The organism is Henriciella sp., from assembly GCF_049649345.1.
Lineage (GTDB): Bacteria > Pseudomonadota > Alphaproteobacteria > Caulobacterales > Hyphomonadaceae > Henriciella.
Genome location: NZ_JBARZC010000352.1, coordinates 1 through 17,447, shown reverse-complemented (window position 1 = coordinate 17,447; position 17,447 = coordinate 1). Strand labels below are relative to the sequence as shown.

General features: G+C 61.8%; 18 protein-coding genes. 15 read left to right on the top strand and 3 right to left on the bottom strand.

Features of this window, described 5'->3' with window-relative positions; genetic code table 11:
- Positions 1–683: TIGR04283 family arsenosugar biosynthesis glycosyltransferase (locus tag WA989_RS09690; RefSeq protein WP_424340296.1), on the top strand; the 683-nt coding region annotated here is incomplete at its 5' end.
- Here WA989_RS09690 and WA989_RS09685 read toward each other — a convergent pair.
- A complete protein-coding gene (locus WA989_RS09685) occupies positions 680–1,243 on the bottom strand; it encodes a hypothetical protein (RefSeq protein WP_424340295.1) in 564 nt (187 codons plus the stop codon). The two genes, WA989_RS09690 and WA989_RS09685, sit on opposite strands and share 4 nt — an antisense overlap.
- A gap of 61 nt (positions 1,244–1,304) precedes the next feature.
- Here WA989_RS09685 and WA989_RS09680 point away from each other — a divergent pair, with 61 nt between their 5' ends.
- The 5 genes from WA989_RS09680 (at position 1,305) to WA989_RS09660 (ending at position 6,787) form a co-directional block, all read left to right on the top strand.
- Positions 1,305–1,901 (top strand): TIGR04282 family arsenosugar biosynthesis glycosyltransferase, encoded by a 597-nt coding sequence (locus WA989_RS09680; protein ID WP_424340294.1) that lies wholly within the window; start codon positions 1,305–1,307, stop codon positions 1,899–1,901.
- Between the two features lie 94 nt (positions 1,902–1,995).
- Entirely contained in the window at positions 1,996–2,409 is a 414-nt protein-coding gene (locus WA989_RS09675) for a BLUF domain-containing protein (protein ID WP_424340293.1), read from the top strand.
- Between the two features lie 111 nt (positions 2,410–2,520).
- Positions 2,521–3,636, top strand: coding sequence for a PA0069 family radical SAM protein (locus WA989_RS09670; RefSeq protein ID WP_424340292.1), 1,116 nt, complete (start codon positions 2,521–2,523; stop codon positions 3,634–3,636).
- Between the two features lie 197 nt (positions 3,637–3,833).
- On the top strand, positions 3,834–4,919 hold the full coding sequence (locus tag WA989_RS09665) for a site-specific DNA-methyltransferase (protein ID WP_424340291.1): 1,086 nt from the start codon (positions 3,834–3,836) through the stop codon (positions 4,917–4,919).
- 125 nt (positions 4,920–5,044) lie between these two features.
- Positions 5,045–6,787, top strand: coding sequence for a cation:proton antiporter (locus tag WA989_RS09660; RefSeq protein WP_424340290.1), 1,743 nt, complete (start codon positions 5,045–5,047; stop codon positions 6,785–6,787).
- A gap of 3 nt (positions 6,788–6,790) precedes the next feature.
- Here the strand turns inward: WA989_RS09660 and WA989_RS09655 are convergent, their stop codons facing one another.
- The gene (locus tag WA989_RS09655; RefSeq protein WP_424340289.1) at positions 6,791–7,873 is read right to left on the bottom strand and encodes an A/G-specific adenine glycosylase; all 1,083 of its coding nucleotides are present in this window, start codon (positions 7,871–7,873) and stop codon (positions 6,791–6,793) included.
- Here WA989_RS09655 and WA989_RS09650 point away from each other — a divergent pair.
- From WA989_RS09650 to WA989_RS09615, 8 genes are all read left to right on the top strand, one after another.
- Entirely contained in the window at positions 7,872–8,411 is a 540-nt protein-coding gene (locus WA989_RS09650) for a DUF721 domain-containing protein (RefSeq protein WP_424340288.1), read from the top strand. The two genes, WA989_RS09655 and WA989_RS09650, sit on opposite strands and share 2 nt — an antisense overlap.
- A 73-nt stretch (positions 8,412–8,484) precedes the next feature.
- A complete protein-coding gene (locus WA989_RS09645) occupies positions 8,485–9,252 on the top strand; it encodes a thioredoxin domain-containing protein (protein WP_424340287.1) in 768 nt (255 codons plus the stop codon).
- Between the two features lie 24 nt (positions 9,253–9,276).
- Positions 9,277–12,738 (top strand): chromosome segregation protein SMC, encoded by a 3,462-nt coding sequence (gene smc / locus WA989_RS09640; RefSeq protein WP_424340286.1) that lies wholly within the window; start codon positions 9,277–9,279, stop codon positions 12,736–12,738.
- 160 nt (positions 12,739–12,898) lie between these two features.
- Positions 12,899–13,258: an AtpZ/AtpI family protein gene (locus tag WA989_RS09635; protein WP_424340285.1), complete on the top strand. Its 360-nt coding sequence runs from the start codon at positions 12,899–12,901 to the stop codon at positions 13,256–13,258.
- Positions 13,258–14,037, top strand: a complete 780-nt coding sequence (locus WA989_RS09630; RefSeq protein WP_424340284.1) for a F0F1 ATP synthase subunit A — start codon at positions 13,258–13,260, stop codon at positions 14,035–14,037. The genes WA989_RS09635 and WA989_RS09630 overlap by 1 nt, the downstream gene beginning before the upstream one ends.
- Positions 14,038–14,143: 106 nt before the next feature.
- Positions 14,144–14,380 (top strand): F0F1 ATP synthase subunit C, encoded by a 237-nt coding sequence (locus WA989_RS09625; RefSeq protein WP_084417925.1) that lies wholly within the window; start codon positions 14,144–14,146, stop codon positions 14,378–14,380.
- Positions 14,381–14,468: 88 nt separating this feature from the next.
- Positions 14,469–15,005, top strand: a complete 537-nt coding sequence (locus WA989_RS09620) for a hypothetical protein (RefSeq protein ID WP_424340283.1) — start codon at positions 14,469–14,471, stop codon at positions 15,003–15,005.
- 10 nt (positions 15,006–15,015) lie between these two features.
- On the top strand, positions 15,016–15,630 hold the full coding sequence (locus tag WA989_RS09615; protein WP_424340282.1) for a F0F1 ATP synthase subunit B: 615 nt from the start codon (positions 15,016–15,018) through the stop codon (positions 15,628–15,630).
- A gap of 85 nt (positions 15,631–15,715) precedes the next feature.
- On the opposite strand, the gene WA989_RS09610 is transcribed toward WA989_RS09615, so the two are convergent.
- Positions 15,716–15,994 (bottom strand): hypothetical protein, encoded by a 279-nt coding sequence (locus WA989_RS09610; RefSeq protein WP_424340281.1) that lies wholly within the window; start codon positions 15,992–15,994, stop codon positions 15,716–15,718.
- A 285-nt stretch (positions 15,995–16,279) separates the two neighbouring features.
- On the opposite strand from WA989_RS09610, the gene WA989_RS09605 reads away from it, so the two are divergent.
- Positions 16,280–17,447: acyltransferase family protein (locus tag WA989_RS09605; protein WP_424340280.1), on the top strand; the 1,168-nt coding region annotated here is incomplete at its 3' end.

Here is a 17,447-nt window from a genome sequence, read left to right as displayed (position 1 = left end):
TGCCAGCCCCGCTCTCGATCATCATCCCGACGCTTGATGCCGCCTTAGACCTGCCGCTCTGCCTCGACAGCCTGATGCCAGGTCTAGAGGGCGGGCTGATCCGCGAAGTCATCATAAGCGATGGCGGGTCGGGCGATGCGACAGAGCAGATTGCCGAAGCGTCCGGCGCCAATTTCATTGAGGGCGAGCCTGGCCGTGGCAAACAGCTGATCGCAGGCGCAGAGGCGGCGCGGGGGGACTGGCTGCTTTTCCTGCATGCCGATACGGCGCTGTCTAGAGACTGGGCCGAGCGCGTGGCCGCGCATATGCAGAAGAACGCGGAAAAGGCGGCGGTCTTCACGCTGGCGTTTCGCTCCGATCATCCTCAGGCAAAACATGTCGCAGCACGCGCCAACCGGCGAGCGAAATGGATGGGGCTGCCTTATGGCGACCAGGGCCTTCTGATTTCGCGAAAGCACTATGACGAAATCGGCGGCTATGAAGACCTTCCGCTGATGGAGGATGTCCGCCTCGTCCAGACGATCGGCAAGGACAAACTGGTCATGCTGTCTGCCGAAGCGCGCACGTCTGCGGCAAAATATGAGCGCAATGGCTGGCGCAAGCGCAGCTGGCAGAATGCCTGGCTCATCTCGCGCTACCTGTTCGGCGCCAGCCCGGAAAAGCTGGCGAAAAAATACCGCTAGAACTCTTCCCCGCGCTCAGCCCACCACGCATCGCTTTCGATATCGGCGCCATGAACGGCCAGAATGAGCACGCTCAACTGTTCGAGTGAAACCGGCATGCAAGCCAACAGCTTGCCATCTTCCACCTCGCCGCCTTCGGACCTGAACTGATCGATCAGCGCGTCATCGGCATCTTCGCAGTCGAGCGGCGCAACCTGCAGCGTCGCGCCGCGGGCGTCCGGCTCGGCGAGGCGGCGTGCAAGGCCATAGGCGAAGGCTGGCCCCTCATCGGCCTCGAGTTCGGCTTCAGCAATGAAAATCTGCTTGCCGCCTGCCTGTGCGAGCGGAGCGAACCGGAGGGTGACGCCCTCTTCAAACTCGCCGGGCGATTCGGCGAAATAGCCGTCGCCTGCGCGCTCGAGCGGAATACATGGATCATCCTGTTGGAGACAGGCCACCATATCGCCATCGACGGGCAGCACTGCCGCGCCAGGCGCGATCAGCGCCGTGGTCGACATGAAGCAGCCACTGAGCGTCATCAGAGCGCCTGCGAAAACCGCAGCTTGCCAAACATGTTTCATGATCAATCTCCACCCTCATCCGTTGATCTTTCATACCAGTAACCCATCAGGTGGCACAATCATGGCCAGTCCGACTTTGATCATCTTCGCCAAACCGCCAAGGATGGGACTTGCAAAGACGCGTCTGGCGAAAGGTCTGGGCCGCAGCGAGGCCCGCAGGATTGCGCGGTTTACTTTGGCAAGAGCCATGCAGGCGGCCAGAAGTTCTGGTCTGAAGACGCGCCTCTATGTTGAGCCAGCCATCGCCACCGCCGATACGCTTGGCGGTCTTTGGCCAGCGAGTATTCCACGATTTGCCCAGGCGCCCGGCGACCTCGGGGATCGGCTGAAACAGGCCATGATCGAAGCGCCGCATGGTCCGGTCATCTTTATCGGCGCCGATGCACCGGGCATTCGCAGCCGCCATTTGCGCCAGGCAGGGCTTGCGCTCAGGCATAAGGGGGCTGTGTTCGGCCCGGCCAATGATGGCGGGTTCTGGCTTTTCGGGCTGAGCCAGCAGCTGAGGCGGCCGGACATATTCGATGAGGTCAGATGGTCGACGCCGCACGCCATGGAAGACGTCTGGTCTGACCTGCCTGCCGATTCGCGCGTGACTTTGCTGGCTCAACTGACAGACATCGACGTGGCGGAAGACTGGAAAACCTATAAAAAACAGTAGCCAATATCGTCTTTAAGCAGTTCGATTAATTTAAGTTATCGACGGCTGTTGACCGCTCGCCCCCCCTGGCTTGCGCAACGCTCGGGGCCCCTGCATGTATCGACTCGCCTATGTCAGCACGGCGCACAAACAAGTGTCGTCTTCAGAACTGCAGTATATCCTTGAGGCTGCCATCCGGAATAATACGGCCGCCAATGTGACGGGTATCCTGCTCTATAACGGGGCAAGTTTTCTTCAGGTTCTCGAAGGGCCGGAAAAATCTGTCAGCGAGATATATGCCCGCATCTGCGCCGATGAGCGCCACAGCCATATCGTGACAATCCTCAAGGAAAGCTCCTCGCGCCGGCTGTTCGAAGATGCCCCCATGTCGCTGCAGGCCGTCCCCTCCGATGTCGGCAAGCTGCCCAAGGGAGTCACCCGGGCCGATAATATCGACCTATACCTGCCAAGCGCTCTGCCGGGCTATCTGCGCCAGATCCTGAAATCATTTAATACCTGCAAGGGCTGACGCGCTAGCGAGGCAATAGCGCCGCGCATTCCACAGAAGATTGCCCCGTCTGTTCTTGTTTTGTTCTTCTCTGTGTGGTTCAACCCACCCATGATGAGAACCTCGCAGAAGATGAAACCGAAGGGCCGGGTCAGCCAGGCTGATGTCGAAGCTGTTGGCGAACGGTTCGAGCATAGAGGCCGCGGCGCAATCTCCAACCAGACCGGCCGGTTCGAGAAAGAAACCCGTGATGCCTTCGATGATGGCTGGGGCACGATGGAAGATCCGGCGGGAAAGCTTGAAACGACACTCACGCGCGAACTTGCCAAGACGATCATCACCTATAATCGCTCGCCCGACATTTCCTTTGATCGTACGATCAACCCGTATCGCGGCTGCGAACATGGCTGCGTCTACTGTTTTGCGCGCCCGACCCATTCTTTTCACGGTCTGTCCGCCGGCCTCGATTTCGAGAGCAAGCTGTTCTTCAAGCCCGAAGGGCCGAAGTTGCTGATCCGGGAATTGTCACGGCCCTCCTATGTGCCCCGCCCAATCGCGATCGGCATGAACACGGACGCGTATCAGCCGGTCGAGCGCAAGCTGAAGCTGACGCGCCGCTTCCTGGAAATCCTCGCGGCGCACAACCATCCGGTGACCCTTCTTACAAAATCGGCGCTTATTCAGCGCGATATCGATCTGATCGCGCCCATGGCGGAAAAAGGGCTCGCCCGCGTCGGCGTATCGATCACGACGCTTAATCCAAAGCTGTCGCGGCGGTTGGAGCCGCGGGCGGCTGCGCCCTATCGGCGGTTGCAGACAGTGCGCGCGCTGGCCGATGCCGGCATTTCCGTCATCGTCATGAATGCGCCGATCATTCCGGCGCTGAATGAGAGCGAGATGGAAACGGTGCTCGAAGCGGCGGCGGAGAATGGCGCGGCGAGTGCCGGCTATGTGCTGCTGCGCCTGCCCTTCGAGCTGAAGGACATCTTCCATGAATGGCTCGCCGAACACTATCCGGACCGCGCCGCAAAGGTGATCAATCTTCTGCGCGATATGAGAGGCGGACAGGATTATGATTCGAACTGGTTTGAACGCGGCAGAGGCCGCGGCACGCAGGCCCGCCTGATTTCACAGCGCTTTCAGAAAGCGGCCCGCAGGCTGAAACTCGACACGGCGCGCCCGCGCCTGCGCACCGATCTGTTCTGCCCGCCCGAAGCGCCGAACGGCCAGATGCGGCTCGATATCTAGCGTGTCTGCACAGCAATAGCACAGCGAGTGCAGTTTATTTCCACAGACCTATCCACAAGCGCCAAAAAGTATTGTTACGATAGCGAAATGACATTTGTCAGCTGATCTGCCGTGCAATGGGTTTTGCGTAACGAAGCGGAAACCAAATCGCGGCGGAGTGGGCGTTCAGTTGATTTGAGTTGAGGGGCTGTAGGACCATGGATCTGATCCGCAATACGATCATTGAAGGCGAATGCATTGATGTACTGTCGCGCCTGCCGGACAAATCCGTCGATCTGGTTTTCGCCGATCCACCATACAATTTGCAGCTTGGCGGTGGCCTCACCCGGCCGGACCAGTCGCATGTCGATGGCGTTGATGATGCCTGGGACCAGTTTGACAGCTTCGACGCCTATGACCTGTTCACCCATCAGTGGCTGACCGAGTGCCGCCGTGTCCTCAAGGATGACGGCGCGATCTGGGTGATCGGCTCGTATCACAACATTTTCCGCGTCGGCGCGATCCTTCAGGATTCCGGCTTCTGGATTCAGAATGATGTGATCTGGCTGAAATCCAATCCAATGCCGAACTTCAAGGGCACCCGCTTCCAGAACGCACACGAGACGCTGATCTGGGCCGGCAAGACCGAGAAGTCCCGCGTCACCTTCAATTACGATGCGCTGAAAGCCTTCAATGAAGACAAGCAGATGCGCTCCGACTGGACGATCCCGCTCTGCACCGGCTCTGAACGCCTGAAGGACACGGTCACCGGCAAGAAGGCCCACCCGACGCAGAAGCCCGAATCACTCCTCAAACGCGTGCTTCTCGCGACGACCAATCCTGGCGATGTCGTGCTCGACCCCTTCTCCGGCACCGGCACGACGGCCGCAGCAGCCAAGATGCTCGGCCGCGACTTTGTCGGCATTGAGCAGTACCCGGCTTATGTCCGCCTGTCGCGCGCCCGTCTTAAAGCGATCACGCCGCTGAATGGCGAAGCGCTTGAGACCCAGAAGAGCGCCCGCGCCCTGCCCCGCGTGCCATTTGGCGCGCTGGTTGAGAATGGCTGGCTCAAACCCGGCGACCGGCTCTGGTCGCCGAAGAAACGCCACCATGCCCGTATCCGCGTCGATGGCAGCCTCGCTTCCGGCGATGCCTCAGGCTCGATCCACCGCCTCGGCGCACATGTCATGCAGGCGCCGGCCTGTAATGGCTGGACGTTCTGGCATTACGAATCGCCAAAGGGCGACCTTGCCCCGATCGATCTTCTGCGCCGCCGCTACCGCCAGGAAATGGGCCTCAACTGATCGAAGCCGATGCAAGGGGGTTCGCTCCCAATGCAGCGACACCACAACGCAGCTTTTTCTTGCTGAGAAACTAGGCGCTCGCGCCTCGCCTGCTTATCCTGCCCTCTAAGAAGGGGCGAGATTTCATGGGACATGAGTCGACAGGCGAACAGGCGATCTTTCTCAAGGATGTGCTCGTCTTCCTGTTCGCCGCAGGCGTCATCGTTCCAGCCTTCCGGGCCCTCAAACTCCCTGCCGTCGCCGGCTTCCTGATTGCCGGCATCCTGCTTGGCCCGCACGGGCTCGGCACGTTCGAGCATCTCTGGGGTCCGCTGCAGTTCATCACCGTGTCCGAGCCTGAGGCCGCAGCGCCTTTCGCCGAACTTGGCATCCTCTTCCTTTTGTTCCTGCTCGGGCTTGAGCTGTCCTTCCGCAATCTCTGGCAGATGAAACGGATCGTGTTTGGCGCAGGTGGGATGCAGGCGATCCTCAGCGCCGTGCTGATCGGGCTGCTGCTCTGGAGCTTTGGCGTGCCCGCGACTGCGGCGGCTGTGGTCGGGCTTGCGCTGGCACTCTCATCAACTGCGATCGTCATGCAGGTCCTGACCAGCGAGCACAGGGCCGCAGGGCCTGCCGGGCGGACAGCGCTGGGCGTCCTCCTGTTCCAGGACATTCTCGTCGCGCCAATCCTGATCTTTGTCAGCTTTCTGGCGCCGGCGAACGACGCAGACATCGCGTCCAGCATCGTGCGCGCGCTGGTCGAAGGCCTTATCGCGGTCGTGCTGATTGTCGGGGTCGGCCGGTTCGTCCTGCAATATGTCTTCCGGCTTGCCGCGCGCACAGGCGGGCGCGATTTCCTGATGGCGTTGACGCTTTTCGTCGTCATCGGGGCAGCCGTCATTACCGCCTCTGCAGGGCTTTCAGTGGCGCTTGGCGCCTTCCTTGCCGGACTGGTTCTGGGGGAGACCGAGTTCCGCCACCAGACCGAGGTGGACCTCGACCCGTTCAAAGGACTTCTGCTCGGCATCTTCTTCATGACAGTTGGCATGAGCATTGATCTCGCCACGGTGGTTGATCTCGCACCTGTCGTACTGGGCGGGCTGGCCGGCCTGATGATCCTCAAGATGGTGGTCTCATGGGTTGCCTGCCGCATCTTTGCCGGGCCTGCCCCACTGGCAACCGAAGCGTCCCTCCTTCTCGCGCCTGCCGGCGAATTCGCCTTTGTCGTGATGGCGGCCGCTACCGCTGCCGGCGTTGTGGGTACGGGCGTGGCGACCCCTGTCACGGCGATTGCGGGTCTCTCCATGTTCCTCATTCCGCTGACCTCCCGGATCGGCGTGCAAATCGCCAAACGGATGAAGACGCCGGCGAGCGACAAGATGCCCGCGCAGAGCTTTGCCGAGCAGGAAGGCCATGTGGTTATCGCCGGCTTCGGCCGCGTTGGGCGCGCGATTGCCCGCATCCTTGATGAGGAACACGCCAATATCGTCATCCTCGACCGGAACTTTCAGTCCGTGCAGCAGGGCCGCGCCGAGGGCTGGCAGATTTCGCTCGGCGATGCAGCGCGCAAGGAGATGCTGGAAGTCTCCGGGGCCGCGGGCGCGTCTCTTTTTGTCGTGACCGTCGATGACCCGGTCAGCGCCGAGCGTATGGTGCGCGCGATCCGTTCGATCCGCCCGAATGTGCCGATTTTCGCCCGCGCCAGAGACGCAGAGCACGGCAAGACCCTGCGCCAGGCCGGCGCGAGTTTCGTCATTCCCGATGCAATCGAGGCGGGCCTGCAGCTTGCCGGGCGGGCGCTGGAGGAGTTTGGCTATCCTGTCGAAACTGTCCGCGACAAACTCGGCGCCGAGCGCGATGAAGCCTACCGGAAGGCCTCAGAGAGCTGAAACTCAGCGTGCCAGTTTCAGTGCCTTTTTGAATACGCTTGGAAGCGCGTCTGCCGCATCTGACCGCGCCGTCCAGTCATAGCCTGGTGGCGGCGAGACCACGTCTCCGCAGACCACATCGAGGCGCAGCTCGAAATGCGTGAAGACATGCCTCACCTGCCCGAGCGTTTCAGCAGCGACGGGAACCCATTGCAGGCGATCTGCCGGCCCGGTCTCGGTCCACTCGCTTGTCGGCAAGCCTCTCATTCCGCCGAGCAGGCCCCTGTCCGGGCGGCGCTCCGTCAACACCTCGCCGCCGCGCGAGACGATATAAACTTCACCGTAGCGGACAGGCTTTGCCTTCCTTACAGGCTTGATCGGATAGCGCTGCGGATTGCCTTCGGCCTGCGCCGTGCACCAGCCCCTCACGGGGCAGAGCAGGCAGTTGGGTGATTTCGGCGTACAGATCGTCGCGCCGAGATCCATCAGGGCTTCGGCAAATTCGGCCGGCCGGTCCTCAGGCACAAGCACGCGAACCTGTTTTGCAATCTCGATCTTCTCGCTCTTCCAGTCGCCCTTGGCCGCCATAAGGCGCGCAAAGACGCGGTCGACATTGCCGTCGATGGCAGCCGCGCGCCTGCCGAAGGCCAGCGCCGCCACAGCGCCCGCCGTGTAGGCGCCAATGCCGGGAAGGTCACGCAAGCCCTCTTCAGTGCTCGGCCATTCGCCAAGCTCTGAGACAGCACGCGCACACTTCAACAGGTTTCGGGCGCGCGCGTAATAGCCAAGCCCTGCCCAGGCGGCCATGACCGTTTCGTCCTCGGCCGCGGCGAGCGCGTCTATTGTCGGCCAGCGGGCGGTAAAATCGAGATAATAGCGCGTCGCATGTGGCACGGTGGTCTGCTGCAGCATGATCTCGGCGAGCCAGACACGGTACGGGTCAGGCGCGGCGCCGCGGGCCCGCTCGCCCGGTCCGATCCGCCAGGGAAGCTCGCGGGCATGGCCTGAATACCAGTCGAGCAGGGCCGCGCTCAGCCCATCAAATCTTTGCGATTCAGCACTGGCGGTCTTTTCACTTGGGCGCATGGCGTGCACAATCGCGGCCATGGTCAACAGGTCAAGCCTCGATCCCATCGAAGAAGCACGCGCCCGGATCCGGCTGCGCTACCAGCGCGCACGCCCGGTTGCCCCGCCAGCGAAGTCTGTCGGCCAGGCGATCATGAAGGTTGCCCGCGCCAAGCTGCCCGAAAAGGGTCCGGCGATCGGCCGGCTGAAGCTGCAATGGGCCGAGATTGTCGGCCCCTCGCTCGCCAAAGTGTGCGAGCCCGACAAGATCGGCGCGAGCAATAAGGGCAAGGGCCGCGTGCTCACGGTACGCTCTATCCCGGCCGCCTCGACCATGGTGCAGCACCAGTCAGAATTGATCCGGCAACGTGTCTCCGTGACGCTTGGCGGCGATGTCCGCGAGATCCGCATTGTGCAGGGCCCGCTGAAACAATCGCCGCCCCCGACCCTGCCGAAGAAAACCAGGCCGCTGACCGCTGACGAGCGCGAGGCGCTGCACAATTCTGTCCAGAAAATCGAGGATGCAGACCTGCGAAAGGCTGTTCTGGCCCTCGGCGAAGCTGTGATAACGACGGAATAAGTAAACAGAAACGCGCTTGCCGTTAACCTATTGGCAACCACTCCGACTCATTTCTTAAGCGAAGGTTATGTTCATGAAACCCCTTTCTCGCCACGCAGCCACGGTCGCTGTATCCATGCTCGCACTTGCCGCCTGCGGCAATGCAGAGGTCGATAGCGCCAGCCAGACGGCCGGTTCGCCTGATGCTGCCGCTGTTACGGAAATGTCCATGGGTGCAGATGATGCCCCGGTAACCGTGATCGAATACGCGTCCTGGACCTGCCCGGCCTGTCTTCAGTACGAGAATGACGTCGTCGGCCAGATGAAGGAAGAATATGTCGAGACCGGCAAGGTGAAGTTCATCTTCCGCGAATATCCGACCGCGCCAGTGAATATCACTGTCGCGGGCTTTGCGATTGCCCGCTGCGCCGGCGAGGACAAGTATTTTGACGTTCTCGACGAGCTGTTCTCGCGCCAGACCGCCATCCTTGCGGTGGCACGCGAAGGCGGCCAGGTGAAAGCAGCGCTTCAGCAGGTCGCGGCCAATCACGGCATTACCGATGAAGCTGAATTCGACGCCTGCCTGCAGAACCGCGACATCCGCAAGGCGATCGCCGGAGCTGTGGCAGCTGGCGATGCCGATGGGGTCCAGGGCACGCCGACAGTTCTCGTCAATGGTCAGGTCCTGCCGGGCTATGAGTGGCGGCGCCTCGAAGGCATGCGGGCCGTCCTTGATGAAGCGCTCGGCGAGGATGCGCCTGCCCCCGCTGAACCGGAAGCTGCGTCTGCCGAGGACATGGAGTCCGAATCCGGCGATGCTCCAGAGCTTGAACCAGCCACCGATTCCGGTGCTCCGGAATAGCCACACCAGATAAGGGAGCCTGCTTTGCACATCACAGAACTGCGCATTGCAGGCTTCAAATCCTTTGTAGATCCTCAGGACATCCCTGTCCTGCCCGGCCTGACAGGCATTGTCGGGCCGAATGGCTGCGGAAAATCCAACCTGCTAGAAGCACTCCGCTGGGCGATGGGCGCAAGCTCTGCCAAGGCGATGCGCGGCGGGGAGATGGACGATCTCATCTTCTCCGGCTCACAGCAGCGCCCGGCCCGCGAACTGGCTGAAGTCACGCTGGTGCTCGACAATTCGGCCCGCACCGCACCGCCGGAATTCAACGCGTCCGATACGCTGGAGATCATGCGCCGTCTCAAACGGGGCGCGGGCTCGACCTACAAGCTGAATGGCCGGACTGTCCGCGGCAAGGATATCCAGCTTATCTTCGCTGACGCCTCGACCGGTGCGAACTCGCCATCGCTGGTCCGTCAGGGGCAGATTTCAGAGCTGATTGGCTCCAAGCCGCAGAACCGGCGCCGCATTCTTGAAGAAGCCGCCGGTATTTCCGGACTTAACACCCGACGCCATGAAGCCGAGCTGAAGCTGCGCGGCGCCGAAACCAATCTCGAACGCCTGTCGGAAGTTTCCGCCGAGGTGGAACGCCAGCTTGAAAGCCTCAAGCGCCAGGCCCGCAAGGCACGCAAATACAAAGAGCTGTCGGAGAAAATCTCTGCGCTCGAAGCCTTCCTCGCGCACCTCAAATGGGAAGCGGCCAAACAGGCCAAAGCCGACGCCGAAGCCGAACTTGGGCGTTGCCGCGGGGCTGTCGAACAGCATTCGCGCGACGCGGCCGTGTCCGAGACGAAACGGATCGAAGCCGGCGAAGGCCTGCAACCGCTGCGCGAAGCAGAAGCGATTGCGTCCGGAAAGCTCGGACAGGCGCGGATCGACCTTGCCCGGCTTGAGACCGAGCGCAAGAACGCCGCCGACCTGCTGGCGCGCCATGAAAGCGAAGCGCGCCGCCTGATGGATGACATCGAGCGCGAGCAGCACCAGAAGGAAGAGGCCGAGCAGGCGCTGGACGAAGCGAAAGACAATCTCGCGGCGCTACCGACAGACGATCCGCAAGCCAATGCCGAGCTTGAAACCAAGGCGAAGGCGGATCTCGAGGCTGCGCGCACGGCGCTGAACGACGCCCAGGCGGCAGCAGACGATGTGGCGGCGAAACTCGCCTCCATGCGCGCTGAACGTCAGGCCGCCGAAGCCAGCGCCGAAGCCCAGCGCCGCCGCAAGGCGAGCCTCGATGCCGATGCCGCCCGTCTCAGGGCGCAGCTGGCTGACATGCCGGACACGGCCGCCCTCCAAGCCCGCCTGACAGAGGCTCAGCAAGCCGAAGAGGCCGCAGAGATCGCGGTGCATGATGCCGAGCGCGCAGTCGATGCCGCCGAACAGGCGCTGAACGATGTCCGCGAAGCCGAAACCTCCGCGCAGGCCCCAAAGGATGAAGCCGATCAGACCGTCCGCACGCTCGAATCGGAAATCGCCGGTCTCCATCGCCTTCTGAAACAGGCAAGCGGGCCGAAAGCCCCGCCTGTGATCGACCGGGTGCGCACGACAGACGGCTATGAAAAAGCCGTCGCCGCCGCGCTTGGCGACGATCTGCAAGCTTCGACCGAAAAGTCCTCGTCTCTCTATTGGGGCGGACGCGACATCAAGACAGATGCCCTGCCCTCCGGCGCAGAGCCCCTCTCGAACTTTGTTGAAGCGCCCGGCGAACTTGCCGCGCGGCTCTCCCAATGCGGTGTCGTCAGCCAGGCCGATGGCGAACGCCTTGCGGCAGACCTGAAACCTGGCCAGCGGCTTGTCTCGATCGACGGCCATCTCTGGCGCTGGGACGGGTTTACCCGGACGCCCGAGGCACCGGTCTCGGCCGCAGAACGGCTTGCCCAGCAGGCACGTCTCGAGGCGGCGCAGAGCGAGACCGGCCCAGCCCGCGAGGCGCTCTCTGCGGCTGCGGCAAGACTGTCCTCTGCCCGAGCCGAGCGCATCAATGCTGAAGATGACCTCAAAGACGCCCGCCGGCAGGTCTCGCCCAAGGCGGCGGAACTCAACCGCGCGCGCGCCGCAACAGCTGAAGCAAAACAGGCCTTCGAACGGGCAGACGTAAAACGCGAATCAGCCAGCGAAGCGCTCGCCCGCGTCGAGTCGGATTTGCGCGGCGTGGAAGAAGCCCTGTCCCTGGTCTCGATCGGCGGCGACGAGAGCGAGGTCGAGCGGTTGGAAACGATTGCTGCGGGCGCCCGCGAAGCGCTGACCAAAGCGCGCGAGCACGAAACCGAATGCCGGGGCCGGCTCACAGACATCACCCGCAACCGCGAACAGGCAATTGCGCGGCGCGAAGGCTTCCAGAAGGATGTCGAGCGCTGGACGACCCGTCTCGCCAACAGTGAGAACCGGCTTGAAGGCCTCCTCAAACGGCGCAGCGAAGCGGCCCGTGAAGCCGAGGGCGCGCGCACCAAGCCCGAAGAAATGCAGGGCCAGATCGACGCGCTGGCAGACCGCGTCGCTACGCTCGAAGCCGAACGCCAGCGCGTTGCCGACCAGTTGGCTGAGCGCGAAACAGCTGTACGTGAGACCGAACAGAAAGCCCGTGAGACCGCGAACGCTGCGATGGAAGCGCGCGAATCGCTGGCCGGTGCCAAGGTTCGCATCGAGAACGCTGAGTCGCGCCTGACCGAGACTGTCGAATCAGCCCGGGCCCAGTTCCAGCGTCTGCCGGAAGGCCTGATGATGCTCGCCAAAGCGGGCCTGGACGAGGAAGAGCTTGAAGTGCTCGAACCCTCCGAGGCCGACCGCCAGCTCGACTTCCTTCGCCGTGACCGCGACCAGCTCGGCGGCGTCAATATGGAAGCCGAAGCCGAAGCCGAAGAACTGGCCGAGCGCCTCGGCACCCAAGCGACCGAAAAGAATGACCTCATCGCAGCGATCGCCCGGCTTCGCGAAGGCGTTACGGCGCTCAATGATGAAGGCCGCGCGCGCCTGCTCGAGGCCTTCGACCGCGTCAATGAGCATTTCAAGGCGCTGTTCACGACGCTGTTCCGCGGCGGCGAGGCAGAGCTACGCCTGGTCGATGATGAAGACCCGCTCAATGCCGGCCTCGAAATCATGGCGCAGCCCCCTGGCAAACGTCTTGGGACGCTTTCGCTGATGTCTGGCGGTGAACAGGCGCTCACGGCGACCGCACTGATCTTCGCGGTGTTTCTCTCACGTCCTTCGCCGATCTGTGTGCTCGATGAGGTCGACGCCCCGCTCGATGACGCGAACGTCGACCGCTATTGCCGCCTGCTCGACGAGATGCGCCGGCGTACGAATACACGGTTCATTGTGATCACGCATAATCCGGTGACGATGAGCCGGATGGACCGCCTATTCGGCGTCACCATGCGCGAAAAAGGCGTCTCCAAACTGGTCTCGGTGGACCTTGATGCTGCCGAAGAGCTTGTCGCTGCCGAATAAAGCCCTGCGTCAAAAGCGCAATCGTCGTTTTCTCTTTATAATTCAACCATTTGCGAGCCGCACCTTCGGGTTGACTTGCACACGCCCCTCAAATAGCTTCCGGCGCAAATGACAGGGGCTGTTCCCATGTCTGTCTCAGCCAGTGCAGAGGCCTGAAATCATGACCGGCGACAACCGCAATGATCTCAGCGACCGGATTGCCAAGGCACAAGCCGACCGCGCCGCGAAAGAGGCGAAACAGGCCCACCGTGAGGCAGAGATGAGCGGGTCTGTATCGGCCGGGGGGCTTGCCCTTCGGTACGGGGCGGAATTCGGAGCATCGGTTGCCGTCGGGATCTTGTTCGGTCTGATGATCGACTACTTTTTCGGCACCAAGCCTTGGGGACTGCTTGTCATGCTGGGATTCGGCCTTGCAGCCGGCATCCTCAATGTTATACGCGCCTATCGCCAGTTGACGGCGGACGCGCAATTACAGGGAACGGACCAGACAGACGGTCCGGAAAACGGGAAACAGGGCTGATGAACCTCTCCTTCCACCAGATGGCAGACCCGATGCACCAGTTCGAGGTCAAGAAACTCTTTGACCTGAACATTGCCGGGCTGGATCTCTCTTTCACCAATGCCTCTTTCTACATGCTGCTTGGCGTTGCGCTGATCATCATTTTCTTCGGCCTGGCCGCCAGCCGCGGCAAGCTCGTGCCCTCGCGCAGCCAGTCGGTCGCAGAGATCGGCTATGGCTTTGTCGCAGATATGGTACGCGGCGCAGCCGGTGAGGAGGGGCTGAAATTCTTCCCCTTCGTGTTCACCCTGTTCTTCTTCGTCTTCTTCGCGAACATGATCGGCATGGTGCCTTACGCCTTCACGACGACGAGCCATCTCATCGTGACGGCCGCCCTCTCGCTGCTCGTGATCTCCATTGTGATCGTCTACGGCTTCTACAAGAACGGCCTGAAATTCCTCAAACTGTTTGCCCCAGCCGGCGCGCCATGGCCGATCTACCTGCTGCTCGTCCCGATCGAGATCATTTCCTTCTTTGCCCGCCCGGTCACGCTGGCGCTGCGTCTGTTTGCCAACATGCTGGCCGGTCACATTATGCTGAAACTGTTTGCCGGCTTTGCGGTGCAGCTCTTCGGCGCTGCATTTGCCGGTGCTGTTGCGCTTAGCGCTGTCGGCCTTCTCGCTTTCACCATGGGTGTCGCGCTCAACGCGCTCGAACTTCTGGTCGCGGGTCTGCAGGCCTATGTGTTTGCAATCCTCACCTGCGTCTATCTCAACGACGCCCTTCACCCGGTTCACTAATCCCGAGGTGCGGCACCGCTGCCGCGCCACACCCCTTGACGCGCCCGCACGAACAGGCTTCACGGGCACCAAAGATAAACAACGGCTTTTCCAAAGGAGATCTGAAATGGAAGGCGATATCACCCTCGGCCTCAAATATGTGGGCGCAGGCCTCGCAACGCTCGGCATGATCGGTGCCGCAATCGGTGTGGGCAACATCTTCGGCTCGTTCCTCGACGCCGCGATGCGCAACCCGTCGGCTGCCCCGCAGCAGACCGGTAACCTCTTCATCGGTATGGCCCTTTCAGAAGCGCTCGGCATCCTGGCGTTCCTGGTCTCCATCCTGATCCTGTTCGTGGTCTAACGAACACTGACAAGACCGGCTGGCCCGCCCGAGATGAGGCGCTGGGCCAGCCGTTTTTCCTCTGCAACGGTATCCTCAAGGTCACGCCATGACGTTCCTGTCGCTTGCCGCACCGGCCACGCAAGAAGCTGGAAGCGCTGCTTTCCCGCCCTTCGACCCGTGGCACTTTCCCTCGCAGCTCTTCTGGCTGACCATTCTCTTCGGTCTGCTCTACGTGGTGCTGTCGCGGGTCATCCTGCCCAAGCTTGGCGGAGTGATTGAGAAACGCGGCGATACGATTGCCGATGCCCTCGATGAAGCGGCCCGTCTCGACGAGCAGGCCAAGGAAGCTCAGAAGCAGCAGGAGCTACATCTGGCCGAGGCCCGTTCCAAGGCGCGCGAAACCGCCGACAAGGCCCGCTCCAAGGTCGACGCAGAAATCGCTGCTGAAAGCCAGAAAGTCGATGCAGAACTTGCAGAACGCCTGAATGAGGCCGAAGCCCGCATTCAGAAAGTCCGCAGCGACGCGCTGTCCAATGTGGAATCGATTGCCACAGGCGCAACGCAGACCATTCTCGGCCGGTTTGGCGTCGCCGTCAGCGAGAGCGAGGCGCAGACCGCCGTCGCCCGCGCTGCGAAACGCTAGGAGACCTGACATGATGCGCACTCTTTCCGCGTTCGCCGCAACCGCCCTCATCCCGGCCATGGCCTTCGCACAGGGCACCGACGATCACTCCCCTGCCGATACGGCCGGACATGAAGGCGCGACAGGCTTTCACCACATCCTCGAGCCGTTCACCGACGAGACGACCCATGTCGCGGCTCTGGCGCTGCTTGTCTTCCTGGCGATCGCCTTCTTCATGGGCGCGTTCAAATTCATCGGCAAAACGCTCGATAACCGCGCCGACGAGATCCAGAAACAGCTCGACGAATCGCGTGAGCTTCGCGAGGAAGCTGCAGCAATGCTGGCCGACGCCGAGCGCAAGCGCCAGGAAGCCGACGCGACGGCCGAGGCGATGCTCAAGCAGGCCAAGACCGATGCGAAGCTGATGATCGAACAGGCCCGCAAGGATCTGGCTGAGAAGGTCGCCCGCCGCGAAGCGCAGGCTGAGGCCCGCATCGCGCGCGCAGAGGCCGAGGCGGCTGAAGATGTACGCCGGGCCGCCGCCAATGCAGCGACGCAGGCAGCCAAGGATATCATTTTCGGCTCATCGAAACGCGGCGAGATGTTCGATGAAGCGCTCGTTGAGATCGACAAGGCGCTGAACTAGGCCAGACTGGCTCTTTCGAATTCAAAAAAGGAAAAGCCCCGCTCTCTGGCGGGGCTTCTTCGTTACCGGCTTCAACTTCCCTCGCCTAGCGGCGGCGCTTTTCCCGGCCGAAGACAGCGCGCATCAGCCAGTTCGGTGCAAAGCGCTCGACGCGCGGGTTGCGCTCAAGAACGCCTTCCATCCAGCGGCGCCCCCAGATCGCATTGCGTCCTAGCAGCACGACACCAATGATCGCTATCGGCAGGCCGATTGGCAGGAAGGGTGTGACAAAGGCAATCGGAACCGCGACAACGATCAGAACCAGGCCGAGTATCGCAAGGCACTGGCGAACAAGCGTGCGGAACCCGGTTGTTACAGTCTGCAAGGGCACCCGCCGGGTCTCCACTTCTTCGGACGTTTCTTCGTCGGGTTCAGGCTCAGCGTTCGGCATTCCGGGCAATATGGGTATTTTGAATTGCGTGCCTAGATGAGATTTCAATTGTGCTGAAATTCAGGCCGCTCCCAGCAGGTTTCTTAGTCTTTTCAGATGCCGCGACGCATGCCAAGACATCTGTCTTGAACAGGATATAGCGCATCCGCCTTAAAATAATACTGAACTGACGGATATGTGAGCCGTGCAGGTTTGGCGCAGCGGCAGGGATCAGGACTCTTGAAACTTCATTCCATCCAGTCCCTGCGGGCGCTCGCCGCGCTTCTGGTCATGGTCTACCATGTTCGCGCGATCGAGATGGACGCTTTCATGCGGGCCGGTCTCAGCGACACACCGCTTGTCTCGACCCTCATTCGCAATGGCTTTGCCGGCGTCGATCTTTTCTTCGTTATTTCAGGCTTCATCATGGTCTATGTCACGGGCTATGTGAGGCCGCGCGCGATGACGTCGCTGGCCTTCCTGTTTGCGAGAGCTGCGCGCATCTATCCGCTCTGGTGGCTGTTTGCCGTGCTGATGACGATCTATTTCTTCGTCACCTATGGCGTGCCCTATGATGTCGAGCGGACCGTTGGCGGCAGCGCGCTCATGGCCGAGCATCCATGGCTGCACCTGCTCTACTCCTACGCGCTGATGCCGCAGCATGCCGTGCCTGTGTTCGGGCTTGGCTGGACGCTGGTGCACGAGATGCACTTCTATGTCGTCTTCGCGGTCCTGATCCTGTTTCCCCGGCGCTTCCTGCCCTGGCTGCTTGCGCTCTGGGCCGGCGCGGTGACGGCAGGCTCGCTGGCGGGGCTCTCGTCTGTCTATCCCTCGAATTATATCGAGCTCTTCTTCCACCCGCTGTCGATGGAATTTATCGCAGGCTGTCTCGCTGCTCTCCTTGTCAGTAGCGGGCGGCGGTTTGTGCCCTGGCTGATGTTGAGCGTCGGCATTGTCTGGGGTGTCATGGCGCTCGCCGCACAGGGCGATGCGACGGCGTTTACGCTCGGATGGGGCCGCGTGCTGTCATTCGGCCTGCCCTGCGCCCTGATTGTCTATGCGTTCGCCGCGTGGGAAGCCTCTGAGGAGATCCATATTCCCGGCTGGCTGGTCTCGCTCGGGGACTGGTCCTTCTCGCTTTATCTCTGCCACACCTTTGTCCTGAGCGGCCTCAGGCGCCTGTTCGGCTTGCTCGCGGGACAGCTGCAAGGCACGGCCTACGCAGACTGGTTCCTCCTCGGCGCGCCGGGCCGGATCGACAATATCCTCTTCTATATATTCGGCATCAGCCTCAGCATTCTGCTCTCCTGGCTGACGTTCCGCTTCTTCGAAAAGCCTGCCATGCGCCTGACGGGCCGCTGGCGCAGACAGCTCTTCGAAGACACGAACGCGCAGCTCAAGCCTGCGC

Excerpts from the sequence above, each read along its gene's own strand:
- WA989_RS09680 (WP_424340294.1), top strand. The coding sequence starts at position 1,305 with ATGGCCAGTCCGACTTTGATCATCTTCGCCAAACCGCCAAGGATGGGA.
- WA989_RS09675 (WP_424340293.1), top strand. The coding sequence starts at position 1,996 with ATGTATCGACTCGCCTATGTCAGCACGGCGCACAAACAAGTGTCGTCT.
- WA989_RS09665 (WP_424340291.1), top strand. The coding sequence starts at position 3,834 with ATGGATCTGATCCGCAATACGATCATTGAAGGCGAATGCATTGATGTA.
- WA989_RS09645 (WP_424340287.1), top strand. The coding sequence starts at position 8,485 with ATGAAACCCCTTTCTCGCCACGCAGCCACGGTCGCTGTATCCATGCTC.
- WA989_RS09615 (WP_424340282.1), top strand. The coding sequence starts at position 15,016 with ATGATGCGCACTCTTTCCGCGTTCGCCGCAACCGCCCTCATCCCGGCC.
- WA989_RS09625 (WP_084417925.1), top strand. The coding sequence starts at position 14,144 with ATGGAAGGCGATATCACCCTCGGCCTCAAATATGTGGGCGCAGGCCTC.
- WA989_RS09685 (WP_424340295.1), bottom strand. The coding sequence starts at position 1,243 with ATGAAACATGTTTGGCAAGCTGCGGTTTTCGCAGGCGCTCTGATGACG.
- WA989_RS09655 (WP_424340289.1), bottom strand. The coding sequence starts at position 7,873 with ATGGCCGCGATTGTGCACGCCATGCGCCCAAGTGAAAAGACCGCCAGT.
- WA989_RS09670 (WP_424340292.1), top strand. The coding sequence starts at position 2,521 with ATGAAACCGAAGGGCCGGGTCAGCCAGGCTGATGTCGAAGCTGTTGGC.
- WA989_RS09660 (WP_424340290.1), top strand. The coding sequence starts at position 5,045 with ATGGGACATGAGTCGACAGGCGAACAGGCGATCTTTCTCAAGGATGTG.
- WA989_RS09620 (WP_424340283.1), top strand. The coding sequence starts at position 14,469 with ATGACGTTCCTGTCGCTTGCCGCACCGGCCACGCAAGAAGCTGGAAGC.
- WA989_RS09635 (WP_424340285.1), top strand. The coding sequence starts at position 12,899 with ATGACCGGCGACAACCGCAATGATCTCAGCGACCGGATTGCCAAGGCA.
- WA989_RS09650 (WP_424340288.1), top strand. The coding sequence starts at position 7,872 with ATGGTCAACAGGTCAAGCCTCGATCCCATCGAAGAAGCACGCGCCCGG.
- WA989_RS09630 (WP_424340284.1), top strand. The coding sequence starts at position 13,258 with ATGAACCTCTCCTTCCACCAGATGGCAGACCCGATGCACCAGTTCGAG.